The 21,795-nt window shown below is 71.8% G+C and carries 18 protein-coding genes and 2 pseudogenes; 9 read left to right on the forward strand and 11 right to left on the reverse strand.

From position 1 onward, the window contains the following. A partial coding sequence (locus B9S57_RS35955; RefSeq protein WP_308457424.1) for an SbcC/MukB-like Walker B domain-containing protein occupies positions 1 to 1,558 on the forward strand: 1,558 nt, incomplete at its 5' end. Here the strand turns inward: B9S57_RS35955 and B9S57_RS28025 are convergent. Then, positions 1,548 to 1,994 carry an Lrp/AsnC family transcriptional regulator gene (locus tag B9S57_RS28025; RefSeq protein ID WP_103759972.1) on the reverse strand — a complete coding sequence of 149 codons (447 nt, stop codon included), beginning with the start codon at positions 1,992 to 1,994 and terminating at the stop codon, positions 1,548 to 1,550. The genes B9S57_RS35955 and B9S57_RS28025 overlap by 11 nt on opposite strands. 94 nt (positions 1,995 to 2,088) lie before the next feature. On the opposite strand from B9S57_RS28025, the gene B9S57_RS28030 reads away from it, so the two are divergent. Then, entirely contained in the window at positions 2,089 to 2,574 is a 486-nt protein-coding gene (locus B9S57_RS28030) for a rhodanese-like domain-containing protein (protein ID WP_103759973.1), read from the forward strand. A 67-nt stretch (positions 2,575 to 2,641) separates the two neighbouring features. On the opposite strand, the gene B9S57_RS28035 is transcribed toward B9S57_RS28030, so the two are convergent. The 3 genes from B9S57_RS28035 to B9S57_RS28045 all read right to left on the reverse strand — a co-directional run bounded on the left by B9S57_RS28035 (position 2,642) and on the right by B9S57_RS28045 (position 5,882). Next, complete coding sequence (locus tag B9S57_RS28035; protein ID WP_103759974.1) at positions 2,642 to 3,511, reverse strand: ATP-grasp domain-containing protein; 870 nt, start codon at positions 3,509 to 3,511, stop codon at positions 2,642 to 2,644. 84 nt (positions 3,512 to 3,595) lie between these two features. Continuing rightward, complete coding sequence (locus B9S57_RS28040; RefSeq protein ID WP_103759975.1) at positions 3,596 to 5,284, reverse strand: DUF885 domain-containing protein; 1,689 nt, start codon at positions 5,282 to 5,284, stop codon at positions 3,596 to 3,598. Positions 5,285 to 5,351: 67 nt separating this feature from the next. Beyond that, complete coding sequence (locus B9S57_RS28045; protein WP_103759976.1) at positions 5,352 to 5,882, reverse strand: Lrp/AsnC family transcriptional regulator; 531 nt, start codon at positions 5,880 to 5,882, stop codon at positions 5,352 to 5,354. A 59-nt stretch (positions 5,883 to 5,941) separates the two neighbouring features. Between B9S57_RS28045 and B9S57_RS28050 the strand changes: the two genes are divergently transcribed. Further along, complete coding sequence (locus B9S57_RS28050) at positions 5,942 to 7,216, forward strand: PLP-dependent aspartate aminotransferase family protein (RefSeq protein WP_103759977.1); 1,275 nt, start codon at positions 5,942 to 5,944, stop codon at positions 7,214 to 7,216. On the opposite strand, the pseudogene B9S57_RS28055 reads toward B9S57_RS28050, so the two are convergent. The 3 genes and pseudogenes from B9S57_RS28055 to B9S57_RS28065 form a co-directional block, all read right to left on the reverse strand. Continuing rightward, positions 7,182 to 8,516, reverse strand: a pseudogene (locus B9S57_RS28055) (GNAT family N-acetyltransferase); the annotation flags it as partial. The gene B9S57_RS28050 and the pseudogene B9S57_RS28055 sit on opposite strands and share 35 nt — an antisense overlap. Before the next feature lie 216 nt (positions 8,517 to 8,732). Continuing rightward, on the reverse strand, positions 8,733 to 10,313 hold the full coding sequence (locus B9S57_RS28060) for an alkaline phosphatase (protein WP_103759978.1): 1,581 nt from the start codon (positions 10,311 to 10,313) through the stop codon (positions 8,733 to 8,735). Positions 10,314 to 10,463: 150 nt separating this feature from the next. Further along, positions 10,464 to 11,936 (reverse strand): PLP-dependent aminotransferase family protein, encoded by a 1,473-nt coding sequence (locus B9S57_RS28065; protein ID WP_103759979.1) that lies wholly within the window; start codon positions 11,934 to 11,936, stop codon positions 10,464 to 10,466. 47 nt (positions 11,937 to 11,983) lie between these two features. Here B9S57_RS28065 and B9S57_RS28070 point away from each other — a divergent pair. Beyond that, positions 11,984 to 12,784: pseudogene (locus tag B9S57_RS28070) on the forward strand (EamA family transporter); the annotation flags it as partial. A gap of 96 nt (positions 12,785 to 12,880) precedes the next feature. Here the strand turns inward: B9S57_RS28070 and B9S57_RS28075 are convergent. Then, positions 12,881 to 13,714, reverse strand: coding sequence for an alpha/beta fold hydrolase (locus tag B9S57_RS28075; protein WP_103759980.1), 834 nt, complete (start codon positions 13,712 to 13,714; stop codon positions 12,881 to 12,883). Between the two features lie 145 nt (positions 13,715 to 13,859). Here B9S57_RS28075 and B9S57_RS28080 point away from each other — a divergent pair, with 145 nt between their 5' ends. Beyond that, the gene (locus B9S57_RS28080) at positions 13,860 to 14,741 is read left to right on the forward strand and encodes an RNA polymerase sigma-70 factor (RefSeq protein ID WP_103759981.1); all 882 of its coding nucleotides are present in this window, start codon (positions 13,860 to 13,862) and stop codon (positions 14,739 to 14,741) included. 343 nt (positions 14,742 to 15,084) lie between these two features. After that, positions 15,085 to 15,852 (forward strand): GntR family transcriptional regulator, encoded by a 768-nt coding sequence (locus B9S57_RS28085; RefSeq protein WP_103759982.1) that lies wholly within the window; start codon positions 15,085 to 15,087, stop codon positions 15,850 to 15,852. Positions 15,853 to 15,991: 139 nt separating this feature from the next. On the opposite strand, the gene B9S57_RS28090 is transcribed toward B9S57_RS28085, so the two are convergent. The 3 genes from B9S57_RS28090 to B9S57_RS28100 all read right to left on the reverse strand — a co-directional run bounded on the left by B9S57_RS28090 (position 15,992) and on the right by B9S57_RS28100 (position 19,304). Continuing rightward, positions 15,992 to 17,149, reverse strand: coding sequence for an ROK family protein (locus tag B9S57_RS28090; protein ID WP_103759983.1), 1,158 nt, complete (start codon positions 17,147 to 17,149; stop codon positions 15,992 to 15,994). 327 nt (positions 17,150 to 17,476) lie between these two features. Beyond that, on the reverse strand, positions 17,477 to 18,127 hold the full coding sequence (locus B9S57_RS28095) for a response regulator transcription factor (RefSeq protein WP_103759984.1): 651 nt from the start codon (positions 18,125 to 18,127) through the stop codon (positions 17,477 to 17,479). A gap of 4 nt (positions 18,128 to 18,131) precedes the next feature. Continuing rightward, positions 18,132 to 19,304 carry a sensor histidine kinase gene (locus B9S57_RS28100; protein ID WP_103759985.1) on the reverse strand — a complete coding sequence of 391 codons (1,173 nt, stop codon included), beginning with the start codon at positions 19,302 to 19,304 and terminating at the stop codon, positions 18,132 to 18,134. A 107-nt stretch (positions 19,305 to 19,411) separates the two neighbouring features. Between B9S57_RS28100 and B9S57_RS28105 the strand changes: the two genes are divergently transcribed. From B9S57_RS28105 to B9S57_RS28115, 3 genes are all read left to right on the forward strand, one after another. Continuing rightward, a complete protein-coding gene (locus B9S57_RS28105; RefSeq protein WP_103759986.1) occupies positions 19,412 to 20,347 on the forward strand; it encodes an ABC transporter ATP-binding protein in 936 nt (311 codons plus the stop codon). Between the two features lie 11 nt (positions 20,348 to 20,358). Then, on the forward strand, positions 20,359 to 21,096 hold the full coding sequence (locus B9S57_RS28110; protein ID WP_181011505.1) for an ABC transporter permease: 738 nt from the start codon (positions 20,359 to 20,361) through the stop codon (positions 21,094 to 21,096). Between the two features lie 137 nt (positions 21,097 to 21,233). Then, complete coding sequence (locus tag B9S57_RS28115; protein ID WP_103759988.1) at positions 21,234 to 21,671, forward strand: hypothetical protein; 438 nt, start codon at positions 21,234 to 21,236, stop codon at positions 21,669 to 21,671. The last annotated feature ends 124 nt before the right edge of the window (positions 21,672 to 21,795 follow it).

The raw sequence follows: 21,795 nt of genomic DNA on the forward strand, positions 1-21,795 counted from the left end.
CATCGCGGCGGAACTGGCCGGTCAGCTCGTCGACGGCACGGCCTGCACGGTGTGCGGCTCGGCCGAGCACCCGGAGCCGGCCCGCGCCGAGGCCGGCCATGTGGACCGGGCCACGGAGGAGGAGGCGCTCGCCGCCCACCAGCGGGCCGACCGGGCCCGCGCCGCGGCCGAGAGCGAGCTCGGTGTCGTGCGGGAGCGCCTCGCCGCGGCGCGGTCGGAGTCGGCCGAGCCGGAGCACGGAACCGGAGCCGACGGGGGGCCCGCTCCGGCGGACCGGGCCCCCGCCTCCGTGGCCGCACTCCAGGCGGCGGTCGACGGCCTGACCCGGGAGCACGCGGACGCACACCGCCTGGCCGCGGGAACGCATGCGGCCAGGGAGGCACTCGCCACCGCCGAGCGCGAGCACCTCGGACGGCTCGACGACCGGCAGCAGGCCGAACGGCGCGCCGCTGCCCGCACCTCGCGGCGGGAAGCGCTCGACCGCGAACAGGCGGCGCTGGAGGAGGAGCTGGTCACGGCCCGCGGCGCCTGTGACTCCGTGGCCGAGCACACAGCCCTTCTCGAGCGCCGTGCCGGCCTGGTCGCCGGCGCGGCAGAGGCGCTCCGCGCCGAGCAGGACGCGGCGCAGCGGCTCAAAGAGGCCGACGGCAGGGTGGCCGACGCCGCATTCCGGGCCGGCTTCGACACCCCGCGCGCGGCCGCCGCGAAGCTCCTCGGCGACACCGCGCAGCGGGAACTCCAGCACCGGATCGACGCCTGGCAGACGGAGGCCGCAGCGGTCGCCGACCGGCTCGCGGAGGAGGACGCCCGGACTGCCGCCGACCGTCCGGCCGCGACACCCGACGCGGCGCAGGAGGCGTACGAGCTCTCCGCGAAGCACCTGCGGGACAGCGCCGCCGTGCACGCCTCCGCGCAGGAGCGCGTCAAGGAGCTCGGCCGGCTCTCGCGCGGTGTCGAGGACGCGGTGCGCGCCCTGGGGCCGCGGCGCCAGGAGTACGAAAGGGTGGCCCGTCTTGCCGGCCTGACGGCGGGCACCTCCGCGGACAACGAGCGCAAGATGCGGCTGGAGGCCTACGTACTGGCGGCGCGCCTCGAACAGGTGGCCGCCGCAGCGACGGCCCGTCTCCAGCGGATGTCGTCGGGGCGCTACACGCTGGTCCACTCCGACGAGCGCAGCGGGGGCCGCAGGGCGGGGCTCGGTCTGCACGTCGTCGACTCCTGGACGGGCCGCGAGCGCGACACGGCCACGCTCTCCGGCGGGGAGACCTTCTTCGCCTCGCTCGCACTGGCCCTCGGGCTCGCCGATGTGGTGACCGACGAGGCGGGCGGCGTACGCCTGGACACGCTCTTCATCGACGAGGGCTTCGGCAGCCTGGACGACCAGACGCTGGACGAGGTGCTCGACGTGCTCGACTCGCTGCGCGAACGCGACCGCAGCGTCGGCATCGTGAGCCACGTGGCCGACCTGCGACGCCGCATCCCCGCCCAGCTCGAGGTGGTGAAGGAGCGGCAGGGGTCGGCGGTGGTCCACCGGGCCGCCGGCATGCTCAGCGGCTGATCGCCCGTCGGGGGAGGGGCGAGGAGTAGACGACGTTGGTGGTCACGGAACCGAGGGCGCCGATCCTCCCCGTCACCTCCTCCAGATGACGCATGGACCTGGCGGTGACCTTCAGGACGAAACAGTCGTTCCCGGTGACGTGGTGGGCCTCCACGATCTCCGGCGTCGTCTCCGTCAGGTCGTGGAACGGCTTGTAGTTGCCGTTCGGATAGCGCAGTCGTACGAGGGCGAGGATCGGCAGTCCGAGCCGCTCGGGGTCCACCACCGCGGCGTACCCACTGATCACCCCCGCCTCCTCCAGGCGGCGCACCCGTTCGGTGACGGCGCTGGGGGACATGGCGACGGCGCGGGCCAGCTCGGCGAAGGTCGCGCGTCCGTCACGCTGCAGGACATCGAGGATGCGCCAGTCAGTGGCGTCCGGGGAATACTCGGTCATGAGGCCAGGCAACAGGGGAAGCCCCTGCGGATCAAGTGATGTGCCGGGGATCACCACTTCCGAGAGGGGGTGGACCGATCGTAGATTTCCGGACATGACCCCACAGACCCTCACCACTGCCCGCCCCGTTCTCCGGGTACCGCCTGCCTCCCCGGCAGCTGCCGCCCGGTACTTCGGTGCCTCGCTCGCCTTCCACGCGGACGTCTCCGACGTGGCACACGCCCTGGAGGGCGGCGGCGCCCCCGGATTCGTCGTGCTCGACTCCCGCTCCACAGCGTCCTGGGACCAGGGGCACGTCCCCGGCGCGGTGCACCTGCCGACCGCCCTCATCGCCGAGCAGGCGGCCGGACTCCTGGACCCGGCCGTCCCCGTGGTCACCTACTGCTGGGGGCCGGGATGCAACGGCGCGACCCGGGCAGCACTGGCGCTCGCCGAACTCGGCTACCAGGTCAAGGAGATGCTCGGCGGATTCGAGTACTGGGTACGCGAGGGGTTCGCCTTCGAGACCTGGGAGGGGTCCGAGCGACGCACCGCCGACCCGCTCACAGCGCCTGCGGAGGCCGGCGACTGCGGCTGCTGAACGGGCAGGCCCCACGGCTCACGTCCGGGGCACCCCACGGACCTCGCGCCGAGGCCGGTGAATGGGATCAGGACGCGAGGAGCGCGGCGAACAGCCACGCGCCGTCGTCACCGGCCGGCAGACCGCTGACCTGACCGTCACCGACCTCCACCACGCGCCACGCCCCGTCCTCCCGCAGCGCCATGTCGGTGGTCACCCATCGGCAGCCGAGCGCGCGCACGGCCTCGCCGACGGCGTCGAGTCCGGGCGCCGGCACCAGGCCGGGCGTGTCCGGATGAGCCGTCACCCGGACGGCCTCGCCGTCCACCCACCACACCCGCGCCTCACCGCCCGGCACGAAGGACTCGTACGCCCGCAGCACCACTCCGCCGGTCAGGAACTCCCCCTGCAGCTCCAGGAAACGGCCGACCACGCGGGCGAGCCGCTCCCCGTCCTCCAACTCCGGCACGAAGCAGGCCTCGTGCCACTCATGCTTACGGGACTTCACGAAGTCCTTGACGATGCCGGGGCCCGGGCCGAGAGCCCCGGCGAGGACGGACCAGACGGCGGGGTCCGGAGGAGGCCCTCCGGCGGGCAGGGCACGCCACACACTGTTCGGGGTGAGACCGGCGAACGCCTCGTACCATCCGGGGAGTTCATGGGCGGTGCGGTAGGCGGTCGCGCCCGTGCGCAGCGAGCAGCCACGGTCGGCGAGGGCGCGCTCCAGTTCCCCGTAGTGACCCGCCGGAATCATCCACCCCCGGTAGCCGTACGGCCCCGAGTCCGGCCCGACCCGGCCGACGGCGGTCCGCGTGTCCCCGGCGAGCAGCGCGTCGTGGTCGATCAGGGCGATCCGGGCGCCGGCGCGCCGGGCAGCGGCCGCCTCCCGGGCGAACTCGGGATCGGGGTGCCGCGGCCGCAGCGGGTCGCAGCAGAACAGGAAGCCGGGCGGAGCCATGCGGAGTTCGTCCTTCGGACCGCGTGCGGGGAGGGAGTGTGGTGCCGGGGGCGTGCGTGCGGGCACGCCCCCGGCACCACGGCGTCAGAGCTTGGACAGCTCGTCCACCAGGTCGTCCAGGCCGAGCGACCCCTGGGAGAGGGCAGCCATGTGCCAGGCCTTGAGGTCGAACGCGTCGCCGTGGGCCTTCCGGGCGTTCTCCCGGCCCAGCAGCCAGGCGCGCTCGCCCAGCTTGTAGCCGATGGCCTGCCCCGGCATCGACAGGTAGCGGGTCAGCTCGCTCTCCACGAAGTCGGCGGGCCGGCCGCTGTGGCTGCCGAAGAACTCCTCGGCCAGAGCCGGCGTCCACCGCTCGCCCGGGTGGAACGGCGAGTCCGCGGGGATCTCCAGCTCCAGGTGCATGCCGATGTCGACGATCACGCGGCAGGCACGCATCATCTGGGCGTCCAGATAACCCAGTCGGCGCTCCGCGTCGGGCAGGTAGCCCAGCTCGTCCATGAGCCGCTCGGCGTACAGGGCCCAGCCCTCGGCGTTGGCGCTGACCTGGCCGACCGACGCCTGGTAGCGCGACAGGCTGTCGGCGACGTGCGTCCACTGCGCGATCTGCAGGTGGTGGCCGGGCACGCCCTCGTGGTACCAGGTGGACACCAGGTCGTAGACGGGGAAACGGGTCTCGCCCATGGTCGGGAGCCAGGTGCGTCCCGGCCGCGAGAAGTCCTCCGAGGGACCCGTGTAGTACGGAGCGGCGGCACCCCCCGCGGGGGCGATCCGGGACTCCACCTTCCGCACCCGCTCGGCGAGTTCGAAGTGGGTTCCGTCGAGCGCCTCGATGGCCTCGTCCATCAGGCTCTGCAGCCAGACCCGGACCTCGTCCACACCCTCGACGTGTTTGCCGTGCACGTCGAGATGGGCGAGCGCCTCCCAGGGGCCCGCCCCAGGAAGGATCTTGTCCGCCTCGGTCTTCATCTCGGCCAGCAGCCGGTGGTATTCGGACCATCCGTACGCGTACGCCTCGTCGAGGTCCAGATCGGTGCCGTTGAACTGACGCGCCCAGCGGGCGTAGCGTTCCCGGCCGACGGTGTCGGGGGCGCCCTCGATCGCGGGGGCGTACACGTCCCTCATCCAGTCCCGCAGCGCGACCAGCGCGGCGGCGGCCTGCCCGGCCGCTCCGTCCAGCTCCGCGCGAAGGGCTTCGGGCCCCTCCGCCACGAAGTCCTGGAAGAACCCGGCGCCGCCGTTCTCTCCCGCCCAGGTCCCCAGCTGGCCGATGAACGTCGCCGCCGGGCGCGGGCCGCCGTGGAGCTTGCGCTCCAGGCCCAGCGCGAGGGAGGCGCGGTACCCCTCGAGTGCGTCCGGAACCGCACGCAGACGGTCCACGACCGCCGCCCAGTCCTCGTCCGTCGCCGTGGGCGTCGCCGAGAACACGTCACGGAGGCTGTGCGCGGGAGAGTGGATGTTGGAGACGGCCCGCAGCCCCTCCTCGGCTTCGATGACGGCGAGCTCGGCCGTCAGGCGCTCCCGCAGCAGCCGTGCGCAACGCCTCTCCTCGTCGGTCTCCGCGCCCGGGACCTGCTCCGCGGCGTCCAGTTCCAAGAGGGTGCTGCGGATCAGGGCGGCCATGGCGGCCTGACCGGCGGGCGAGAAATCGGGCAGCCGACGGGAGCTTTCCGCGACACCGAGATAGGTACCGGTGATCGGGTCGAGTTCGATGTATGCGTCGACGTAGGCGTCGGCGACCTGGCGCGGCAGTGCGCTGCTCGATGTGTCTGACATGTGGACATCCTCGTACGCCGAGGGCCCTTACGTCACGAGGGAACGGGACTTCGGCCGGGAAGATCCCCTACGGCGCCGAGGAGTCGGGACGTGGCTCCGTGGAGTCGGCGGGATTCCGGGCGTGCGCCGTGGGCGGCATCAGCGGGCCGCATTCCCACTGCTGGAAGATCAACCGGGTCTCCACGCGTGCCACCTCCCGGCGTGAGGTGAACTCGTCGAGCACCAGACGCTGCAGGTCCGTCGGGTCCGAGACGGCCACATGCACCAGGTAGTCGTCGGGCCCGGTGAGATGGAAGAACGCCCGGGACTCCGGGAGCGCCCTGATCCGTTCGACGAACGGACCGATGAGCTCCCTGCGGTGCGGCCGGACCTGGACCAGCAGCAGCGCCTCCAGGCCGCGGCCGAGCCGCGCCGGGTCGAGCCGCAGGCGGTGTCCGAGGATCACGCCCGAGCGGCGCAGCCGCGCCACGCGGTCCAGACAGGTGGACGGGGCCACCCCGACCTCGGCGGCGAGCTCCCGGTACGTCGTCCGCGCATCGTTCTGCAGGAGACGCAGAATATGCAGATCGACCGGATCCAGTGCGACGGATTCAGACATATGGCGAACGTAGCACGGCTTCACACCGCCATCAGCCGGTCACTGTTCAGTCTGGTGGCATGGACACCGAAGCCTCCTCGCTGACATCCCAGCCCTCCTTCCGGTCCAGGGCCCTCGCCACCGAAGCGGTGCACGCCGGACGCGACGATCTCGCCTCTCTCGGTCTGCACGCCGCGCCGATCGACCTCTCCACCACCTATCCCTCGTACGACTCCCGGGGCGAGGCCGCGCGCATCGACGCCTTCGCCGCCACCGGAGCCCGCCCCGACGGGCCGCCCGTGTACGCGCGGCTGGACAATCCGACGACGGGCCGATTCGAAACGGCGCTGGCCCGGCTGGAAGGCGCCGCCTCCGCGGTCGCCTTCGCCAGCGGTATGGCGGCGCTCACCGCCGTCCTGCTGGCCCGCGCGAGCCTGGGGCTGCGGCATGTGGTCGCGGTGCGTCCGCTCTACGGATGCAGCGACCACCTCCTGGGCGCCGGCCTGCTGGGCACCGAGGTGACCTGGACGGATCCGGCGGGTGTCGCGGACGCGATCCGCCCGGACACCGGTCTGGTGATGGTCGAGACGCCCGCCAACCCGACGCTCGCCGAACTCGACATCCGGGCCGTGGCGCACTCCTGCGGCTCGGTGCCGCTCCTGGTCGACAACACCTTCGCCACCCCCGTGCTGCAGCGGCCGCTCGAACACGGTGCCCGGATCGTGCTGCACAGCGCCACCAAGTACCTGGGCGGTCACGGCGATGTGATGGGCGGCGTCGTCGCCTGCGACGAGGAGTTCGCGGCGACCCTGCGGCAGGTGCGCTTCGCCACCGGCGGCGTACTCCACCCGATGGCCGGATATCTGCTGCTGCGCGGGCTGTCGACGCTTCCGGTGCGGATCCGTGCCGCCTCCGCGTCCGCGGCGGAGCTGGCCCGCAGGCTCTCGGCGGACCCCCGTGTCGCGCGGGTGCACTACCCGGAGATCGGAGGGGCGATGGTGTCCTTCGAGGTGTTCGGGGACCCTCACAGGATCATCGCCGGAGTCCGGCTGATCACGCCCGCCGTGAGCCTCGGCAGCGTGGACACCCTCATCCAGCATCCGGCCTCCATCAGCCACCGCATCGTGGGTGAGGGAGACCGGAAGGCCGCGGGTGTCGGCGACCGTCTGCTGCGTATGTCGGTCGGCCTGGAGGACGTCGAGGACCTCTGGGCCGATCTCTGTCAGGCGCTCAGCGACCGGAGCGCTGCTCCGCCTGCGCGCCCCGGGGCAGCGGCCGTGACACCGACGGCGCCCCCGACCGGGTCGCCGGCCGGTCGAGGGGCTGGGCAGGAGCCGCGGCCAGTCGGGCCGTGATCACCAGCGTGCCCTCTTCGATCTGGTAGTCGAGAGGAAGCGAGAGCGCCCGCATGGCGGCCACCATCCCCGTGTTGTGGGCCTGCGTCACCGCGTACACGCTCTCGCAGCCCGCCTCGACTGCCAGGGTCACCAGGCGGCTGAGCAGCTCGGAACCGATGCCGCGGCGCTGCCAGTCGTCCTCGACGAGGAGGGCCACCTCGGTCTCGTCGCCGTCCCAGAGCAGATGACCGAGCGCCACCATCCGGCCGGAGGCCGTCTGTACGGCTAGGGTGCGGCCGAAGCGCGGGCTCAGGAGGTGGTCCAGATAACGGTCGGCGTCACGGACCGGTCCGTGGTAGCGCAGGCCCAGGGTCTGCTCGGAGCAGCGGTCGTGCATGGCGACGGCGGCGTCGAGGTCGCTCCGGTCCGCGCGGCGGACCGTGATCTCGTTGCCCTCGGGCAGGGTGAGGACGTCCTCGCTGCGGGGCACGCGCGGGCCGAGCCGTGCGTCGAGCTCGACCAGGGCCCGGGCGCGGGCGAACTCGGTCGGAGTGAACGGGAGATAGGGGCGCTCGACGGTGATGACACCGCCCGAGGGATCGCGCAGCCTCATCACGGTGTCCTCGAGGACACCCTCCACCGGAGCACTCTCCCCGGTGGGCCGGCCGGTGATCGACAGGGCGGGCAGCGAGTGGATGGTGCACCGGCCCAGGAGCTGGCGCAGTGCCAGGGGGAGCTCGGCGGCGTCCAGCGCGGTGCGTGTGGCGAGCCCGAGGACCCGGGTGGGCGTGTCCACCAGGTCGTGCGCGTCGGCGCGTTCGATCCAGGTCGACGTACCGCCCGCCTCGGAGATCTCCCGGGTGAGCTGCTGGGCCGGCAGCGACACGGGAGCGCGGAGCAGGAACTCGTCGACGGTGCCCTCGGCCAGCGGGTGGGTCTGCAGGGTGAGGATGTCTATGCGGTGACGGGCCAGCGCGGTGCAGAGGGCGGCCAGGGTCCCGGGCGCGTCCTGCACGGTCGTCCGCATCCGCCACAGCACCGTCTCGGCCGGCTCGTCCGCGGAGGGAAGCCCCGGGCCGGCGCCGGTATCGGTGTCCGGAGGCGGCGCGTGGCTGTGCCGTCGTGCCCACCAGGTGTGGAACGCCGCCGTGGCGACCAGGGCCACGGCCGAGGCGATGAGCAGAGAGGGGCCGTCGGGCTGGTGCCCGATCAGGTTGGCGATCGCGTCGGCCACGGCCACCGCCGTGAAGAGGGCTGCCAGCTCGATCAGGTCCCGCCGCCAGTGGTGCGGACGGCGGGCACTCTTCGCGGATGTCACATCAGTCATGTCTTCACTGTGACCGAACGGTGTTGCCTGGTCACGAACGGATTGTGACTGATGGGTTACGTGTGGATCCGGTCGCCTTGAGCACCTTTTCGCGGCCCCGTAAGGGCATGCCGACGGGGACCGTGAACGGCGGCTGCCCCAGGTGCCCCGGAACCGGGCGGGGCGGGCTCACCGTCCGCAGAGTTCAGGAGCGGGACGCACGTGGGCTCACTGCCCGGTGCGTCCGGGCTGGAGCACCTTGCTGAACAGGACCGTGCCGCCCTGCGCCCGGAGCCGTACGGTCAGCTCCCCGCTCCCGCCGTCGATGTCCACCTCGCCGAAGAACTGCGGCGACTCCATGGGGGACACGTTCGCCCGGTCCGGTGCCCGTACGAAGACCCGCTCCGGGCCGAACGTGCCGTCCAGCGCGTTGGCGGGGAAGCCGCCCGCCGCCAGCGGCCCCGAGACGAACTCCCAGAACGGCGAGAAGTCCTTGAAGGCGGCCAGCCCGGGGGAGTAGTGCTGAGCGGAGGTGTAGTGCACATCGGCCGTCAGCCAGACGGTCCCGGTGATCCGCCGGTGCTTGATGTGGCGCAGCAGCTCGGCGATCTGCAGCTCCCGGCCCAACGGCGCGCCCGGGTCGCCCTGCGCGACCGCCTCGAAGTCCGTTGCTCCGTCGGGCACCACCAGGCCCAGAGGCATGTCGGCGGCGATCACCTTCCACACCGCACGTGACCGCGACAGCTCGCGCTTGAGCCATCCCAGCTGCTCGGCACCGAGGATGCCCGTGGTGTCGTCGGGCTGCCGGCCGGGGGAGTTGGCGTTGCGGAACGACCGCATGTCCAGCAGGAACACATCGAGCAGCGGACCGTGCCGAACGACGCGGTGCATGCGCCGCTCGTCCGGTGCGGCCCGCAGTGTGGGCACGGGGAAGTACTCGCGGAACGCCCGCATCGACCGCGCGGCGAGCCGGTCCACGTTCTTCTCGGTGTACCGGACGTCGTCGAGGATCTGCCCCGGGTACCAGTTGTTGCGCACCTCGTGGTCGTCCCACTGGACGAGGGAGGGTACCTGTGCGTTGAACGCCCGCAGATTGTCGTCGAGCAGGTTGTACCGGAAGTTCCCGCGGTACTCGTCCAGGGACTCGGCGACCTTCGACTTCTCCGGGGTCGTGATGTTGCGCCAGATCCGGCCGTCGGGCAGCGTCACGCTGGGCTCCAGCACCCCGTCCGCGTAGATGTTGTCGCCGCTGCACAGGAAGAAGTCCGGGTCCAGACGGCGCATCTCGTCGTACACCCGGTAGCCGCCGATGTCGGGGTTGATGCCCCAGCCCTGTCCCGCGATGTCGCCCGACCAGAGGAACCGCACCCCGTCCCGGCGGCCCGCGGGGGCCGTGCGGAAGGTTCCGTACACCGGCCTGCCGGTGCGGCGGGGGTCGTGCGGGTCGGCGAGCGTGACCCGGTAGTGCACCTGCTCACCTGCCGGCAGCCCGTGCAGCACGGTCGTCCCGGTGAAGTCCGTCCCGGCCCCGACCAGTGGACCGTGCCAGGTCCGGGCACGGCGGAAGGACTCGGTCGCGGACGTCTCGACCGTCATCCGGGCCGGACGGTCGGAGCGCACCCACACCAGGGCCGACGACGCCGTCACATCGCCCACCTGGACCCCCCACGACGCGCTCGGCCGGCCCGACAGGGCGAACGCCGGCGCGGTGGCGAACGCCGCGGGCGCCGCAACAGCGGCCGAGGCGAGGAGCGAGCCGCGCAGGACGGACCGGCGGCCCGGGGCGGGGACGAGCGGCGGGTTCGACATCGATGCGCCTCCAGGGGGGAGCGGGGCTGCCGGAACAGCGGTTCCGTACAGGCTGGTTGTGAGCCCATGCCTAGTCCCCGGCAGCGGCGGGCACCCCAACCGCAGATGAACAACAGGGCCGGGCCGTTCCTTCGCCCCGGCGACCCGCTCCTACTCCCCGGCGGGCCGGACCTTCCGGACCGCATCGGACAGCAGCCGGACACCGTGCTCGAGGGCCGCGGGCGTCAGATGCGCGTAGCCGAGCACCAGACGGACCGTGCCGTCGTCCGTGCGGTCCGCCGTGCACTGGCTCAGCGGACGCAGGGCGATGCCCGCGGCGGTCGCCCTGCGCAGGAAGTCGTCCTGTGGGCCGCACCGTTCGGGCAGGCGGGCGATGATGTGCAGACCCGCGGAGATCCCGCTGACCTCCGTCCCGGGGAAGTACGCGGCCAGTGCGCCCGTCAGGGCGTCCCGGCGCTCCCGGTACGCGCGCTGGCAGCGGCGCAGCTGCCGGTCGTAGCCACCGCCGGCGACGAAGTCCGCGAGAACCGCCTGGTCGACCGACGGATTGCCGAGGTCCATGGTCCGCTTGCGGGCGACGATCTCGTCGGTCATGGACGCCGGAGCGATCAGCCAGCCGAGGCGCAGACCGGGCGCCAGTGACTTGCTGACCGAGCCGGTGTACACGACGTGCTCCGGGTCCAGGCCCTGCAGCGCCCCGACCGGTGCCCGGTCGTAGCGGAAATCGCCGTCGTAGTCGTCCTCCATGATCACCCCCGAGATGCTGCGGGCCCAGTCGAGCAGGACCCCGCGCCGATCGGCGGAGTACGCGATTCCGGTGGGGAACTGATGAGCCGGGGTGGTGACGACGGCGCGGACGCCGGAGCGCAGGAGTGGCTCCACGGCCAGGCCCTCGTCGTCCAGCGGAAGGGGGACCGTCGTCAGGCCGGTGGAGGCGAAGAGCGAGGCGTGTTCGGGACTGCCGGGGTCCTCGGCACCGACGGTGCTCGCACCGCGCCCGCGCAGGACGAACCCGAGCAGGGCCGTCGCCTGTGCCACGCCGGAACAGACCACCACCCGCTCCGGATCGGCCACCACACCGCGTCGCCTGGTGAGCAGGGACGCCAGCGCCACACGCAGCTCCGGCAGGCCACGCGGGTCCGGATAGCCGAGGGCGCTGTGCGGAAGGCGGTCCATGACCGTGCGGTGAGCAGTTGCCCACGCGCTCCGCGGGAAGAGCGCGAGATCCGGGGTTCCCGGGCGGAAGTCGACCCGGGCACCGGGCGCGCGCGGTGACAGATCCCGCGCTGTCCGTGCGGCCGGCCGCACCGTCCCGCTCACCCAGGTGCCCGCGCCCCGGCCGGACCGGAGGTAGCTCTCCGCGGTGAGCTGCTCGTACGCCTCCGTCACCAGTCCGCGTGAGACCCCGAGGTCGGCGGCGAGTTCACGGCTGGCCGGGAGACGGGTCCCGGCCGGCAGAAGGCCCGAGCGCACGGCATCGCGGAGGGCCGACTGCAGCGCGCGCCCTCGCCGGCGTACGGGGACGGAGGCGGCGGGCAGTAGCAGTTCCCAGGCGGCGGACGCGTCCGCAAGCCCTTGTGCCGAGGTCGGGCCGGACGCTGGATTGGTCCCCGAAGAGGTCATGGAAGTGGACCTTAAACCGGACCGTGCCGGAATCTAGCGTCGCCCTCATGAACGCAACCTCCTTGCGCGGAGCCCTTCTCGCGGCTTTCGCCTGCACTCTGGTCGGTGCCTCCTTCACGGCGAACAGTGTCCTCGGTGACTACCCCTGGGCGGGTGGTCAGGCGCTCCGGTACGGTCTCGCGGCGCTGCTGCTCCTGCCGCTTCTGCGCCTGGGCGGGGGTAGCCGGCCCGCTGTGTCCCCGGCGATGTTCACCCGGCGGCAGTGGGGCCGGCTGGGAGTCCTCGCCGCCGTCGGAATGGTCGGCTTCAACTGTGCGGTCCTGGCGGCGGAGCGCACGGCGGAACCCGCGGTACCGGGGGTGCTCGTCGGCTGCGCGCCCATCGTCGTCGGCGTCCTCGTCCCGGCCCTGGAAGGACGCCGTCCCGCCCGGGCGGTCATGTGCGCGGCGGCTCTGGTGGCCCTCGGGGCGTTCACCGTCCAGGGCTGGGGCAGGACCGACCTGGCGGGAGTCCTCTACTCGGTGGGGGCCCTCGGCGGGGAGGTCGGCTTCGCGGTCCTCGCCGTGCCGTTGCTACGCCCCTTGGGGCCCCAGTTGCTGTCCGCTGCCGTGTGCGCCGTCGCGGCCGTGGAGTCGGTACTGCTCGGCGTCCTGCTCGACGGGGGAGGCTTCCTCCGGGTGCCGACCCAGGTGGAGGCGCTCGCACTGGTCTGGCAGGCGGTGGTGGTCACCGTCGTCGGCTTCGTGTGCTGGTACAGCGGTATGCGGCGCATCGGCGCCGAGCGCGCCACCCTCTTCTCCGGACTGATCCCCGTGTCCGCCGCGCTGACCGCACCCCTGGTCGGCACGGGGACGTACGGTCCGGGCCAGGGTGCGGGAAGCCTCCTGGTGGGTCTGGGGGTCGTGCTGGGCTCGGGTGTCCTGGACCGTGGCGGGCAGGGGACGTCAGCGGCTGGTGTCGAGGATGACCCGCGCCACGGCGGCGGGGTCGTCGTTCATCGGGACGTGGCCGCAGGCGGGAAGGCGGACGAGACGGGCACCCGGGATGACCTGCTTCGCCCTGACGCCCTGCCGGCGCAGGAGGAGACGGTCCTTCACGCCCCACGCGACGGTCACGGGCATGTCCGGCACGTCATCGGTGAACGCGACGGTCAGACCCGCCTCGAGAGTCTGCCGGAATCCGGTGGCCTCGCGCAGAGCGACCGTCTCGGACACGACCGCGTCGGGCGAACGGCGGCCGGGGCGGGCGTAGATGGTGCTGGTCAGCGCGGTGCGGCCCGGTGAGCTCTTCGAGAGCCGCTCGATCATCGGCATCGGCATCGAGAGCGCGGCTCCGCGCATCGCCCGCAGCACTCCGAACGCGTAGCGGCGCTCACTCCGCGTCCAGAACCCCGCGGGGGAGAGCGCCGTCACCGAACGCACCAGCTTCTCCCGGCCCAACTCCAGTGCCAGCAGGCCTCCCAGGGAGTTGCCGGCCACATGCGGGCGCACCACGCCGAGCGCGTCGAAGAACGCGCCGAGCACGGGCACCATGGTCCCCAGGTCGTACGTGAGCCCGTCCGGCAGTGCGGGCGAGGCGCCGAATCCGGGCAGGTCGACGGCTATGACATCCCGCTCCGCCGCCAGGATCCGCAGGACCGGATCCCAGGCCTGACGGTGATGACCGATGCCGTGCAGCAGCACCAACGGCGCTCCGGTGCCCGACCGTTCGTACGCCACCTCGACGGTACGACGGCCGGCGGCGGGGGAGTCGACGGCGAACGAGACCGTAGCGGTCATGATGCTCCTCGGGACGGACCTGCCGGACTGGACGTCGGAGAGTGGGACGCTTCGTCCACCATGATTACCGCCGGGTAGCTTGCGGTTCAAGGGGCCGGTGCCATTCCCGCTGGACACCCACGGGCGCGTCGGCTGGGATGGGCGGGTGACTGCAGACGCCGTGACCGACCTCTTCGAAGAACACCGGCCCTTCCTCTCGGGGGTCGCCTACCGCATGCTCGGCCGCGTCGCCGACGCGGAGGACGTGGTGCAGGACGCCTGGCTGCGCTGGTCCTCGGCCGAGCGCGGGGACGTGCGGGAACCACGCGCCTTCCTCGTGCGGATCACCACGCGCCTGGCCGTGGACCGGCTGCGTCATCTGCGGTCCAGGCGGGAGGCGTACGTGGGGCCCTGGCTGCCCGAACCGGTGGTCACGCGGTTCGGGGCCGTCCCCGATTCCGCGGAGCACGCGGTGCTCGCCGACTCCGTGTCCCTCGCCGTCCTCGTCGTCCTCGAAAGCCTCTCCCCGCTCGAGCGTGCGGTCTTCGTCCTGCGCGAGGCCTTCGGTTTCCCGTACGCGGAGATCGCCGCCGCTCTCGACCGGTCCGAGGCCGCGGTCCGGCAGCTCGCCGGCCGTGCCAAGCGCCATGTGGAGGAGCGCAAGCCGCGGTACGAGGTGGATCCGGCCGTGCGGCGCGACCTCACGGAACGCTTCCTTGCCGCCGCCTCCGGCGGCGACCTGGACCGGATGCTCGCGATCCTGGCTCCCGACGTGCGGCTCGTCGGTGACAGCGGGGGCAGGGCGAAGGCCCCCCGACGGATCGTCGAGAGCGCGGACAAGGTGGGCCGCTTCCTGCTGGCCGTGGGCCACGAGATCCCTGCCGGCACGGAGGTGACGACCATGGAGCTCAACGGCGGTCCCGCCCTGGTGGTCAGCCTGGACGGAAAGGTGGACACGGTCTTCCAGCTGGACGTGGGCGGCGGCGTCATCCGATGCGTCTACGTCATCCGCAACCCGGACAAGCTGGCCGGGATTCGGATGGGTTAGCGGCGGAGCGGGAGCCTGCCCGCTCCCGGCCTCGCCCTCCGCGCACACCCTGCGTGTGCGACGACCTCCGTGAGCTCCCCGAGTCCCGCGCACACCACTCGCTCCTCGAACTTCCCACGTCGGCCCCACGGAAGATGTCCGCCGTGGGGCTTCGTGTTGCCCGGGTTCACAGTCGCGCGAACGTTCCGTGAACGCTCTGCGCCAGCGGGCTGTTTCGCAGTGTCACGGGATGAGGATTGGTCTTGACCAAGGTGGTTCGCCGTCCTAAGGTCTGAACGATAAGGCAGGAACCTTTAATAAATAACGTCGCGGAAGATGCCACCGGGCGGATGCGGAGGACAGGGTGGGGACCACGCAGCTGGAATCGGTGCAGGAGCCGAAGTACTGGCACCTCAAGACCGTGCTCAGTGAGGCACTCGACTCGGACTTCGCGGTGGGGGAGGTCCTGCCCAACGAGCGGGATCTCGCGGCGCGATTCGGTGTCGCCAGGGCAACGCTCCGCCAGGCGCTGGAGCAGCTCGAACTCGAAGGACGGCTGCAGCGGCGCCGGGGTGTCGGCACGACCGTCGCCCCGCCCCGGGTCGGAGTGGCCGTCGCCACCGCTCAGCACGGCTGGGCGGGCGATGACACCTCCGAGGCATGGCAGCCGGTCGAGTGCACGACCGCGACCCCTCCCGCCGCGGTGGCCGCAATGCTCGACGCGGACGCCGGTGAGGTCGTGCACGTGGTGCGCCGCATCCGTGTGGCCCAGGGGCAGGCCGTGGCAGCGGAGCTCCTGTACGTCCCGACGTCATCGGTGCCCGAACTCTCCGCCATCGAAGCTCCGTCCGGGCCCGCCCGGGCCAGGAGCGTGCTGAGGGAACTGCACCGCGTCGGCCTCGACGGGCAGGACCGCTCCGTCGAGCTCGGGTCCGCCCGTGCGGACGACGCCAAGGAGCTCGACCGGCTTCCCGGCGCTCCGGTTCTCGTCGTCACGACCCGGTACTTCTCCGTCGTCGGCACGGCCGCGGTCTCCGTCGCTACCTACCGGGCCGACACCTGCCGGCTCACCTTCGGGGATACCGGAGCGCTGGAGATCAGCCACGACGAGCAGGAGTGCAAGGCTTCCTGACTCCACCGGGGCGCAAGACGGCCACGTCGGCGGCCTCCGGACCGGGGCGGTTCCTGCCCCCTGCTCCCTGCGCCCCTGCCCGGTCGGCGCCGCGCTCCGACCGCACCGCGGGTTCGTTCCCCCTGACGGCCCGTCGCTCTCAGCGGCGGGCCGTCACTGTTCCCTCGACGGCGAAGAGCTCCTCCTCGACGTGGTCGAGCGCCAGCCGCAGCGCCCCGGTGGCGACGGCCGCCTCCCCGAGGAGGGAGAGGGTGACCCGGGGCGGCCGCAGACAGTAGCGGGCGAGTTCCTCACGGAGCGGATCGAGGACACCGTCCAGACCGGCGGCCCACCCGCCGATCACGACGAGCTCCGGATCGAGTGCCAGGACGAGAGCCGCGACGTCGTGGACGAGCCGCTGTATGAACCGCGCCATCGCGGCCTGCGCACCGGCGTCGCCGTCCTTGGCCTTGGCGAAGACGGCGGCGACGGCGTGCTCGTCCAAGGGATCCAGAGGGGTGTCCGTCGTGGAGAGCAGATGCTCCGGTGTGACGTCGCGGCCCAGCAGATGCAGGGCGCCGATCTCCCCGGCCGCGCCGCCGAAGCCGCGGTGCAACCGCCCGCCGATCAGCGAACCCGCGCCCGGGCTCAGGCCCGCCAGGACGAAGACGATGTCGTCCGACTCGGTGGCCGAACCCTTCCAGTGCTCGGCCACCGCTGCGGCGTTGGCGTCGTTCTCCACGAGGACGGGGCATCGGAACGAACGCCGCAGCCTCTCGCCGAGCGCCAGCCCCGTCCAGTCCGGCAGCGCCGTGCCCAGGCGTACGGTGCCGTCGGCCTCGACGATGCCGGGACTGCCGACTCCCACCGCGCGCAGGCTGCTCCGTGCCACGCCCGTGCGCCTCAGCACATCGGCGATCACGCCTCGGACCTGGTCGATCCGGTCGTCCGCGCTCAAGGTCTCGGACACGTCGCGTGAGGCGGCGCCGACGATACGGCCGTCCAGACCGGACAGGAGGGCGGAGACGCGGTGCGAGCCGATCTCGACGCCCAGCAGATATCCGGCCTCGGCACGGAACCGGAACCGCCTCGCGGGGCGGCCCTGGCGCCTGGTCCCACTCTCGTCGGGGAGCGCCTCCACCACGAGGCCCGCCCCGAAGAGCCCTTCGACGACGCCTTCGACCGTGGGACGCGACAGTCCCGTGATCCGGGTGAGATCCGTGAGCGTGGGCGAATCCGCTCCGCGCAGCGCGTGGAGGACCACCGCGGAGTTGATCCTCCGCAGCAGAGACGGGTCCCCACCGGTCAACCGTCCCACCGTGTGTCCTCCCAGGTCGAGCGCGTGTCTGCCGGATCGTACTCGCTGACCCAGGCCACGGCGACCAGCACCCGGGGAGAGATAACCGGAACCCGTACGGCGCCCCTCCGGAACGCCGGCGCGGACCGTGCGGACCCGGGGTCCGCGCTTGGTGCGGAACCTGTCCCGGAACCTGTCCGTGAGCGAGGCCCGGGGCACATGTTCCGGAGGGGCCACGCGGAAGGATGGCGCGGAGCGACTGCGCGGGGGGATTGCACAGCGGGTCTGCGCAGAGGGACTGGGGGCAGGGTCCGCGCAGAGGGACAGCACAGGCCGGACGCGGGCTCGTCAGCGTGGAGTCACGAACCCGGACTCGTAGGCGGCGATCACCGCCTGCGTGCGGTCCCTGGCGCCCAACTTGGCAAGCACCGCACTGACATGTGTCTTCACGGTCTCCACCCCCACCACGAGATCGGCGGCGATCTCCGCGTTGGACAGACCTCGCGCCATCAACCGGAGGACCGCCGCTTCTCGTTCCGTGAGCGCCGCCCGGCCCATCGCCTCCCGTGCCTCGTTCGTGCCGTACGCCGCAGCGAGCTGCCTGACCGCGGCAGGGAAGAGCAGCGACTCGCCCTCCGCCACCAGCCGCACCGCGTGAACGATCTCGGCCGGACGGGCACGCTTGAGCAGGAACCCGTCCGCCCCGGCGCGCAGGGCTTCGTACACGTACTCGTCGTTCTCGAACGTGGTCACCACGAGGATCTTCGGCGGATCCATGACGGTGCGCAGCACCACGCGCGTGGCCTCGATCCCGTCCATCAGCGGCATCCGCACATCCATCGCGACGACATCCGGACGCAGCTGGCGCACCAGCGGAATCACCGCGGCACCGTCGGCCGCCTCACCCACCACCTCGATGTCGGGCTGCGCTTCCAGGACCGCACGGAGCCCCGTGCGCACCAGGGGCTCGTCGTCGACCAGAAGAACGGTTACCGGCATCCCGTCAGCGTATGTGGTCCAGCGGGAGACTCGCGTGCACCCTCCACTCCCCTTCGTGCGGACCGGTCCTGGCCTTGCCGCCCATGAGGGCGGCCCGCTCCCGTATGCCACGTAGCCCACTGCCACCGCCAGGGCCGTGCGGCGATGCCGGGAACGGGTTGGTCACCTCCAGCTCCAGCCGTTCCTCCTCCACCGCGATCCTCACCCGTACGGGAACCGGGCCGGCGTGACGCAGCACGTTGGTGAGCGACTCCTGCAGAATCCGGTAGCCCTCCCGGGACACCGGGCCGGGAACCAGAGCCAGGGGCCCGGTCATCTCCACGTCGATCTTCGTACCGGAGCCGCGGGCCGATTCCAGCAGCCGATCGGCCTCGACCATGGTCGGACGTGCGCTGGAGGGGAGGTCCGGCTCACGCAGCACCCTCAGGACGCGTTCCAGATCGTCCAGCGCGTTGCGTCCCGTCTCCTCGATGGCGGCGAGTGCCCGTGCGGTGAACTCCGGGCTGCCCGCAGTCCTGGCAGCCCCTGCCTGGACCACCGCGACGGTCAGCGCGTGCCCGATCGAATCGTGAATCTCGCGCGCGATCCGGTTGCGCTCCAGCAACTGCTCCGTGCGCTCCTCCAGAGCGGTCATCCGCTCGGTCGGTGAGGGTCCCAGCAGGCCGCGGGCGGCCGCCGTCGCCACTTCGCCGCACAGGACGACCAGCCCGAGGAGTGCCAGGACCGGCAGCGGGACGAACAACGCGCACAACCACCGCGCTTGGAGGAAGCCCGTCAGCCAGTCCAAGCTCGGTCTCGCTCCGACCGAAAAACTGACGAGGTCGTACGTCGTCGCCGACAGCCAGACGGTGACGAACCCCGCCGCGGCCGCGAGCAGCAGCCTGACCTCGAGCCAGACAACGGTTCGCCAGCGGTCGGCCCATGTGACCGACGGTGCGGCGGAGATCGACGCGTCCGCCCGTCCGCGTTCTCCGGGCGTGAGGAGAAGCTGCGCCTGCACCCCTTCGGCGAGACGGATCGCCGGCAGCAGCCCGACCGGAACCGCGAAGACGCAGGGCATCCATGGAGTGTCGACGGAGATGAACATCCACAGGCTGACGACGGTGGACGGGATCAGGAGGTGCAGCCAGCGGCTGTAGGTGACGGGAGCGGCCAGCGGTCGGAGAAGGTGGCGCATGTCGCCATCGTGCCAGCGCCGGGCGGAGGGCGGCTCCCCCGAGCGAGGGAGATGATCCACCCTCGCGAGGGAGGCGGCAGACCGGGGCCGCGAGCCAGGCTCGACACATGACCAGCATCGACGTGCACGAACTCACCAAGGACTACGGGGCCACCCGCGCCGTGGACAGGCTCTCGTTCAGCGTGGGACCAGGACGGGTGACAGGGTTCCTCGGCCCCAACGGAGCGGGCAAGTCCACCACCATGCGGCTCATTCTCGGCCTCGACCGGCCCACGTCCGGCACTGCCACCATCGGAGGGCGGCCGTACGCCGCGCTCGGGAATCCGCTGGGTCGGGTGGGCGCTCTGCTCGACGCCCAGGCAGCTCACGGTTCCCGCACCGCACGCAGCCACTTGCTCGTTCTCGCCGCGAGCAACGGCATAGCCGCCGGCAGGGTCGAGAAGGTCCTCGAGGAGACCGGGCTGGCAGCGGTCGGAGGACGGCGGATCAAGACGTTCTCACTGGGCATGCGGCAACGGCTCGGTATCGCGGCGGCACTGCTGGGTGAGCCGGACGTGGTGATGCTGGACGAACCGTCGAACGGGCTGGATCCGGAAGGGATCGTATGGATCCGTGAGCTGATGCGCGGCATGGCTCGTGAGGGCCGCACCGTCCTGGTCTCCAGCCACCTGATGAACGAGACCTCTTCCTTCGCCGACCACCTGATCGTCCTCGGACGGGGCCGGCTGCTCGCTGACCTGCCGATGCGGGAGTTCCTCGACTCTCGCAGCCGGCCAGGGGCCCGGGTCCGTACCAGCGAGGCGTCCCGGCTCCGCGACGCCCTGATCCGCAAGCGGTACGCGCCCGTGCAGAGTGACGACGGGTCCTGGACGATCGCGGGGGCCACGGCGGAGGAGGTCGGCCTGGTGGCCGCAGCCGAAGCCGTCCCTCTTCTCGAACTCAGCGATGTGCAGCCGACCTTGGAAGAGGCCTATCTCGGCCTCACCGCGGACGCATCGGAATGTGCCAGTGCGGTGTCCCCCGCCGCACGACAGGAGGTCTGATCATCGTGAGCATGTCGATGGCTTCGGTACTGCACTCCGAATGGATCAAGATCAGGTCGGTGCGGTCCGTCCTGGGGGCACTCATCGCGGTATTCGCCGTCACACTGGTCGTCACGGTGCTGGTCTTCGCCACCGTGGGACAGGCAGAGGCGGACCGCGTCGGCTACGAGCCGCTCTACTCCGCCTTCTACGCAATGAACTTCGCCCAGATCGCAGCCATCGGATTCGGGGCCACCGCGCTGTCCTCGGAGTTCCTGAACGGTGCATTGCGCACGTCGCTCTCGGCCGTTCCGCGACGAGGCTTGTTCTACGGGGCCAAGATGGTGGTCATCGCAGGACTTGCCCTCGCCGTCGGGCTGGTCACCAGTTTCGCCGCGTTTCTCGTGGGACAGAGTTTCATGGGCGACCGTGCGACAGGGCTGGGGGACCCCGGATCCCTCCGCGCCGTGTTCGGCGGTGGTGTCTACCTCGCGCTCATGGCGCTGTTCGCCGCGGGCTTGACGACCGTGCTCCGCAGCGCCGTCGCGGTGCTCGGTCTGCTGATCCCCTTCATACTGCTCGTCTCCTTCGTGGTCGGAGACATCGCGGGAGACCTGGCCCGCTATCTTCCCTCCCAGGCGGGCCAGTTGGTGCTCCACCAGGATCCGGAAGGGCCCCTTGGCCCCTGGACAGGGCTGGCGGTGACCGGTGGGTGGGCCGGGATATCACTGTTCGCGGGCTGGTGGAGCCTTCGGAGGCGGGACGCCTGAGTCGTGTGTGGTGGGACGGTCGTCGCGGCTCGGCCACCGTCCCCCTCTCCCTCCGGAACAGGCTTTCGGATATCCGGGATTGGCTGGGGGCGGCTCGACGGAGGCCATGTGTCAGTGCGGGGCGGTTTACTGACGGTATGACCACCGCACATCACCTCCGGCTCATCGACGGGATGCGTGCCAGCGAATTCCCCTCGGAGCGCGTGCCGTCGGGCTCGGGAATCAGCGGACCTGGCTACCACACGACGTTCCTTCGCGGGGAGTACGACCACGGTGACGGCGACCGGGCAGACCTTCTCGAGCTCCGGGCACAGTGCCTCGCGGAACACGATGCACTGCTCGCGCTCCTCACTCTGCGCTGGGGCGAGCCACAGATGGTCAGCCTGTGGAGCGCGCAGGAGCGGATGATGGCGGGGGAGGTGATAGCCGAGCCCTGGGCCGAGCCCGCCGCGAGCTGTGAGCATCTTCTGCTGTGGAGGGCGGACAGCCTGTGGATCGCTGTCGTGCTCTACCTGGAGGACGACGGACCGGGCTGCGAGTTGGGCGTCCTGGTCACGGTGATCGATCCTCCCTGAGCCGAGCCGAGCCGAGCCGAGCCGAGCCGAGCCGAGCCGAGGCAGGCGGCCGCGCGCCGCCCCACCTGGCCGCGCAACCGGCCCGCCCCACCTGCCCGCGTAAACGGTCCACCCCGCCGGTCCG

It is taken from the genome of Streptomyces sp. SM10 (assembly GCF_002910915.1).
Lineage (GTDB): Bacteria > Actinomycetota > Actinomycetes > Streptomycetales > Streptomycetaceae > Streptomyces.

What these genes read in the sequence shown, in the direction of transcription:
- B9S57_RS28025 (WP_103759972.1), bottom strand. Translation starts at nt 1,994, where the DNA reads ATGACCGAGTATTCCCCGGACGCCACTGACTGGCGCATCCTCGATGTC.
- B9S57_RS28030 (WP_103759973.1), top strand. Translation starts at nt 2,089, where the DNA reads ATGACCCCACAGACCCTCACCACTGCCCGCCCCGTTCTCCGGGTACCG.
- B9S57_RS28035 (WP_103759974.1), bottom strand. Translation starts at nt 3,511, where the DNA reads ATGGCTCCGCCCGGCTTCCTGTTCTGCTGCGACCCGCTGCGGCCGCGG.
- B9S57_RS28040 (WP_103759975.1), bottom strand. Translation starts at nt 5,284, where the DNA reads ATGTCAGACACATCGAGCAGCGCACTGCCGCGCCAGGTCGCCGACGCC.
- B9S57_RS28045 (WP_103759976.1), bottom strand. Translation starts at nt 5,882, where the DNA reads ATGTCTGAATCCGTCGCACTGGATCCGGTCGATCTGCATATTCTGCGT.
- B9S57_RS28050 (WP_103759977.1), top strand. Translation starts at nt 5,942, where the DNA reads ATGGACACCGAAGCCTCCTCGCTGACATCCCAGCCCTCCTTCCGGTCC.
- B9S57_RS28060 (WP_103759978.1), bottom strand. Translation starts at nt 10,313, where the DNA reads ATGTCGAACCCGCCGCTCGTCCCCGCCCCGGGCCGCCGGTCCGTCCTG.
- B9S57_RS28065 (WP_103759979.1), bottom strand. Translation starts at nt 11,936, where the DNA reads ATGACCTCTTCGGGGACCAATCCAGCGTCCGGCCCGACCTCGGCACAA.
- B9S57_RS28075 (WP_103759980.1), bottom strand. Translation starts at nt 13,714, where the DNA reads ATGACCGCTACGGTCTCGTTCGCCGTCGACTCCCCCGCCGCCGGCCGT.
- B9S57_RS28095 (WP_103759984.1), bottom strand. Translation starts at nt 18,127, where the DNA reads ATGCCGGTAACCGTTCTTCTGGTCGACGACGAGCCCCTGGTGCGCACG.
- B9S57_RS28100 (WP_103759985.1), bottom strand. Translation starts at nt 19,304, where the DNA reads ATGCGCCACCTTCTCCGACCGCTGGCCGCTCCCGTCACCTACAGCCGC.
- B9S57_RS28105 (WP_103759986.1), top strand. Translation starts at nt 19,412, where the DNA reads ATGACCAGCATCGACGTGCACGAACTCACCAAGGACTACGGGGCCACC.
- B9S57_RS28110 (WP_181011505.1), top strand. Translation starts at nt 20,359, where the DNA reads ATGTCGATGGCTTCGGTACTGCACTCCGAATGGATCAAGATCAGGTCG.
- B9S57_RS28115 (WP_103759988.1), top strand. Translation starts at nt 21,234, where the DNA reads ATGACCACCGCACATCACCTCCGGCTCATCGACGGGATGCGTGCCAGC.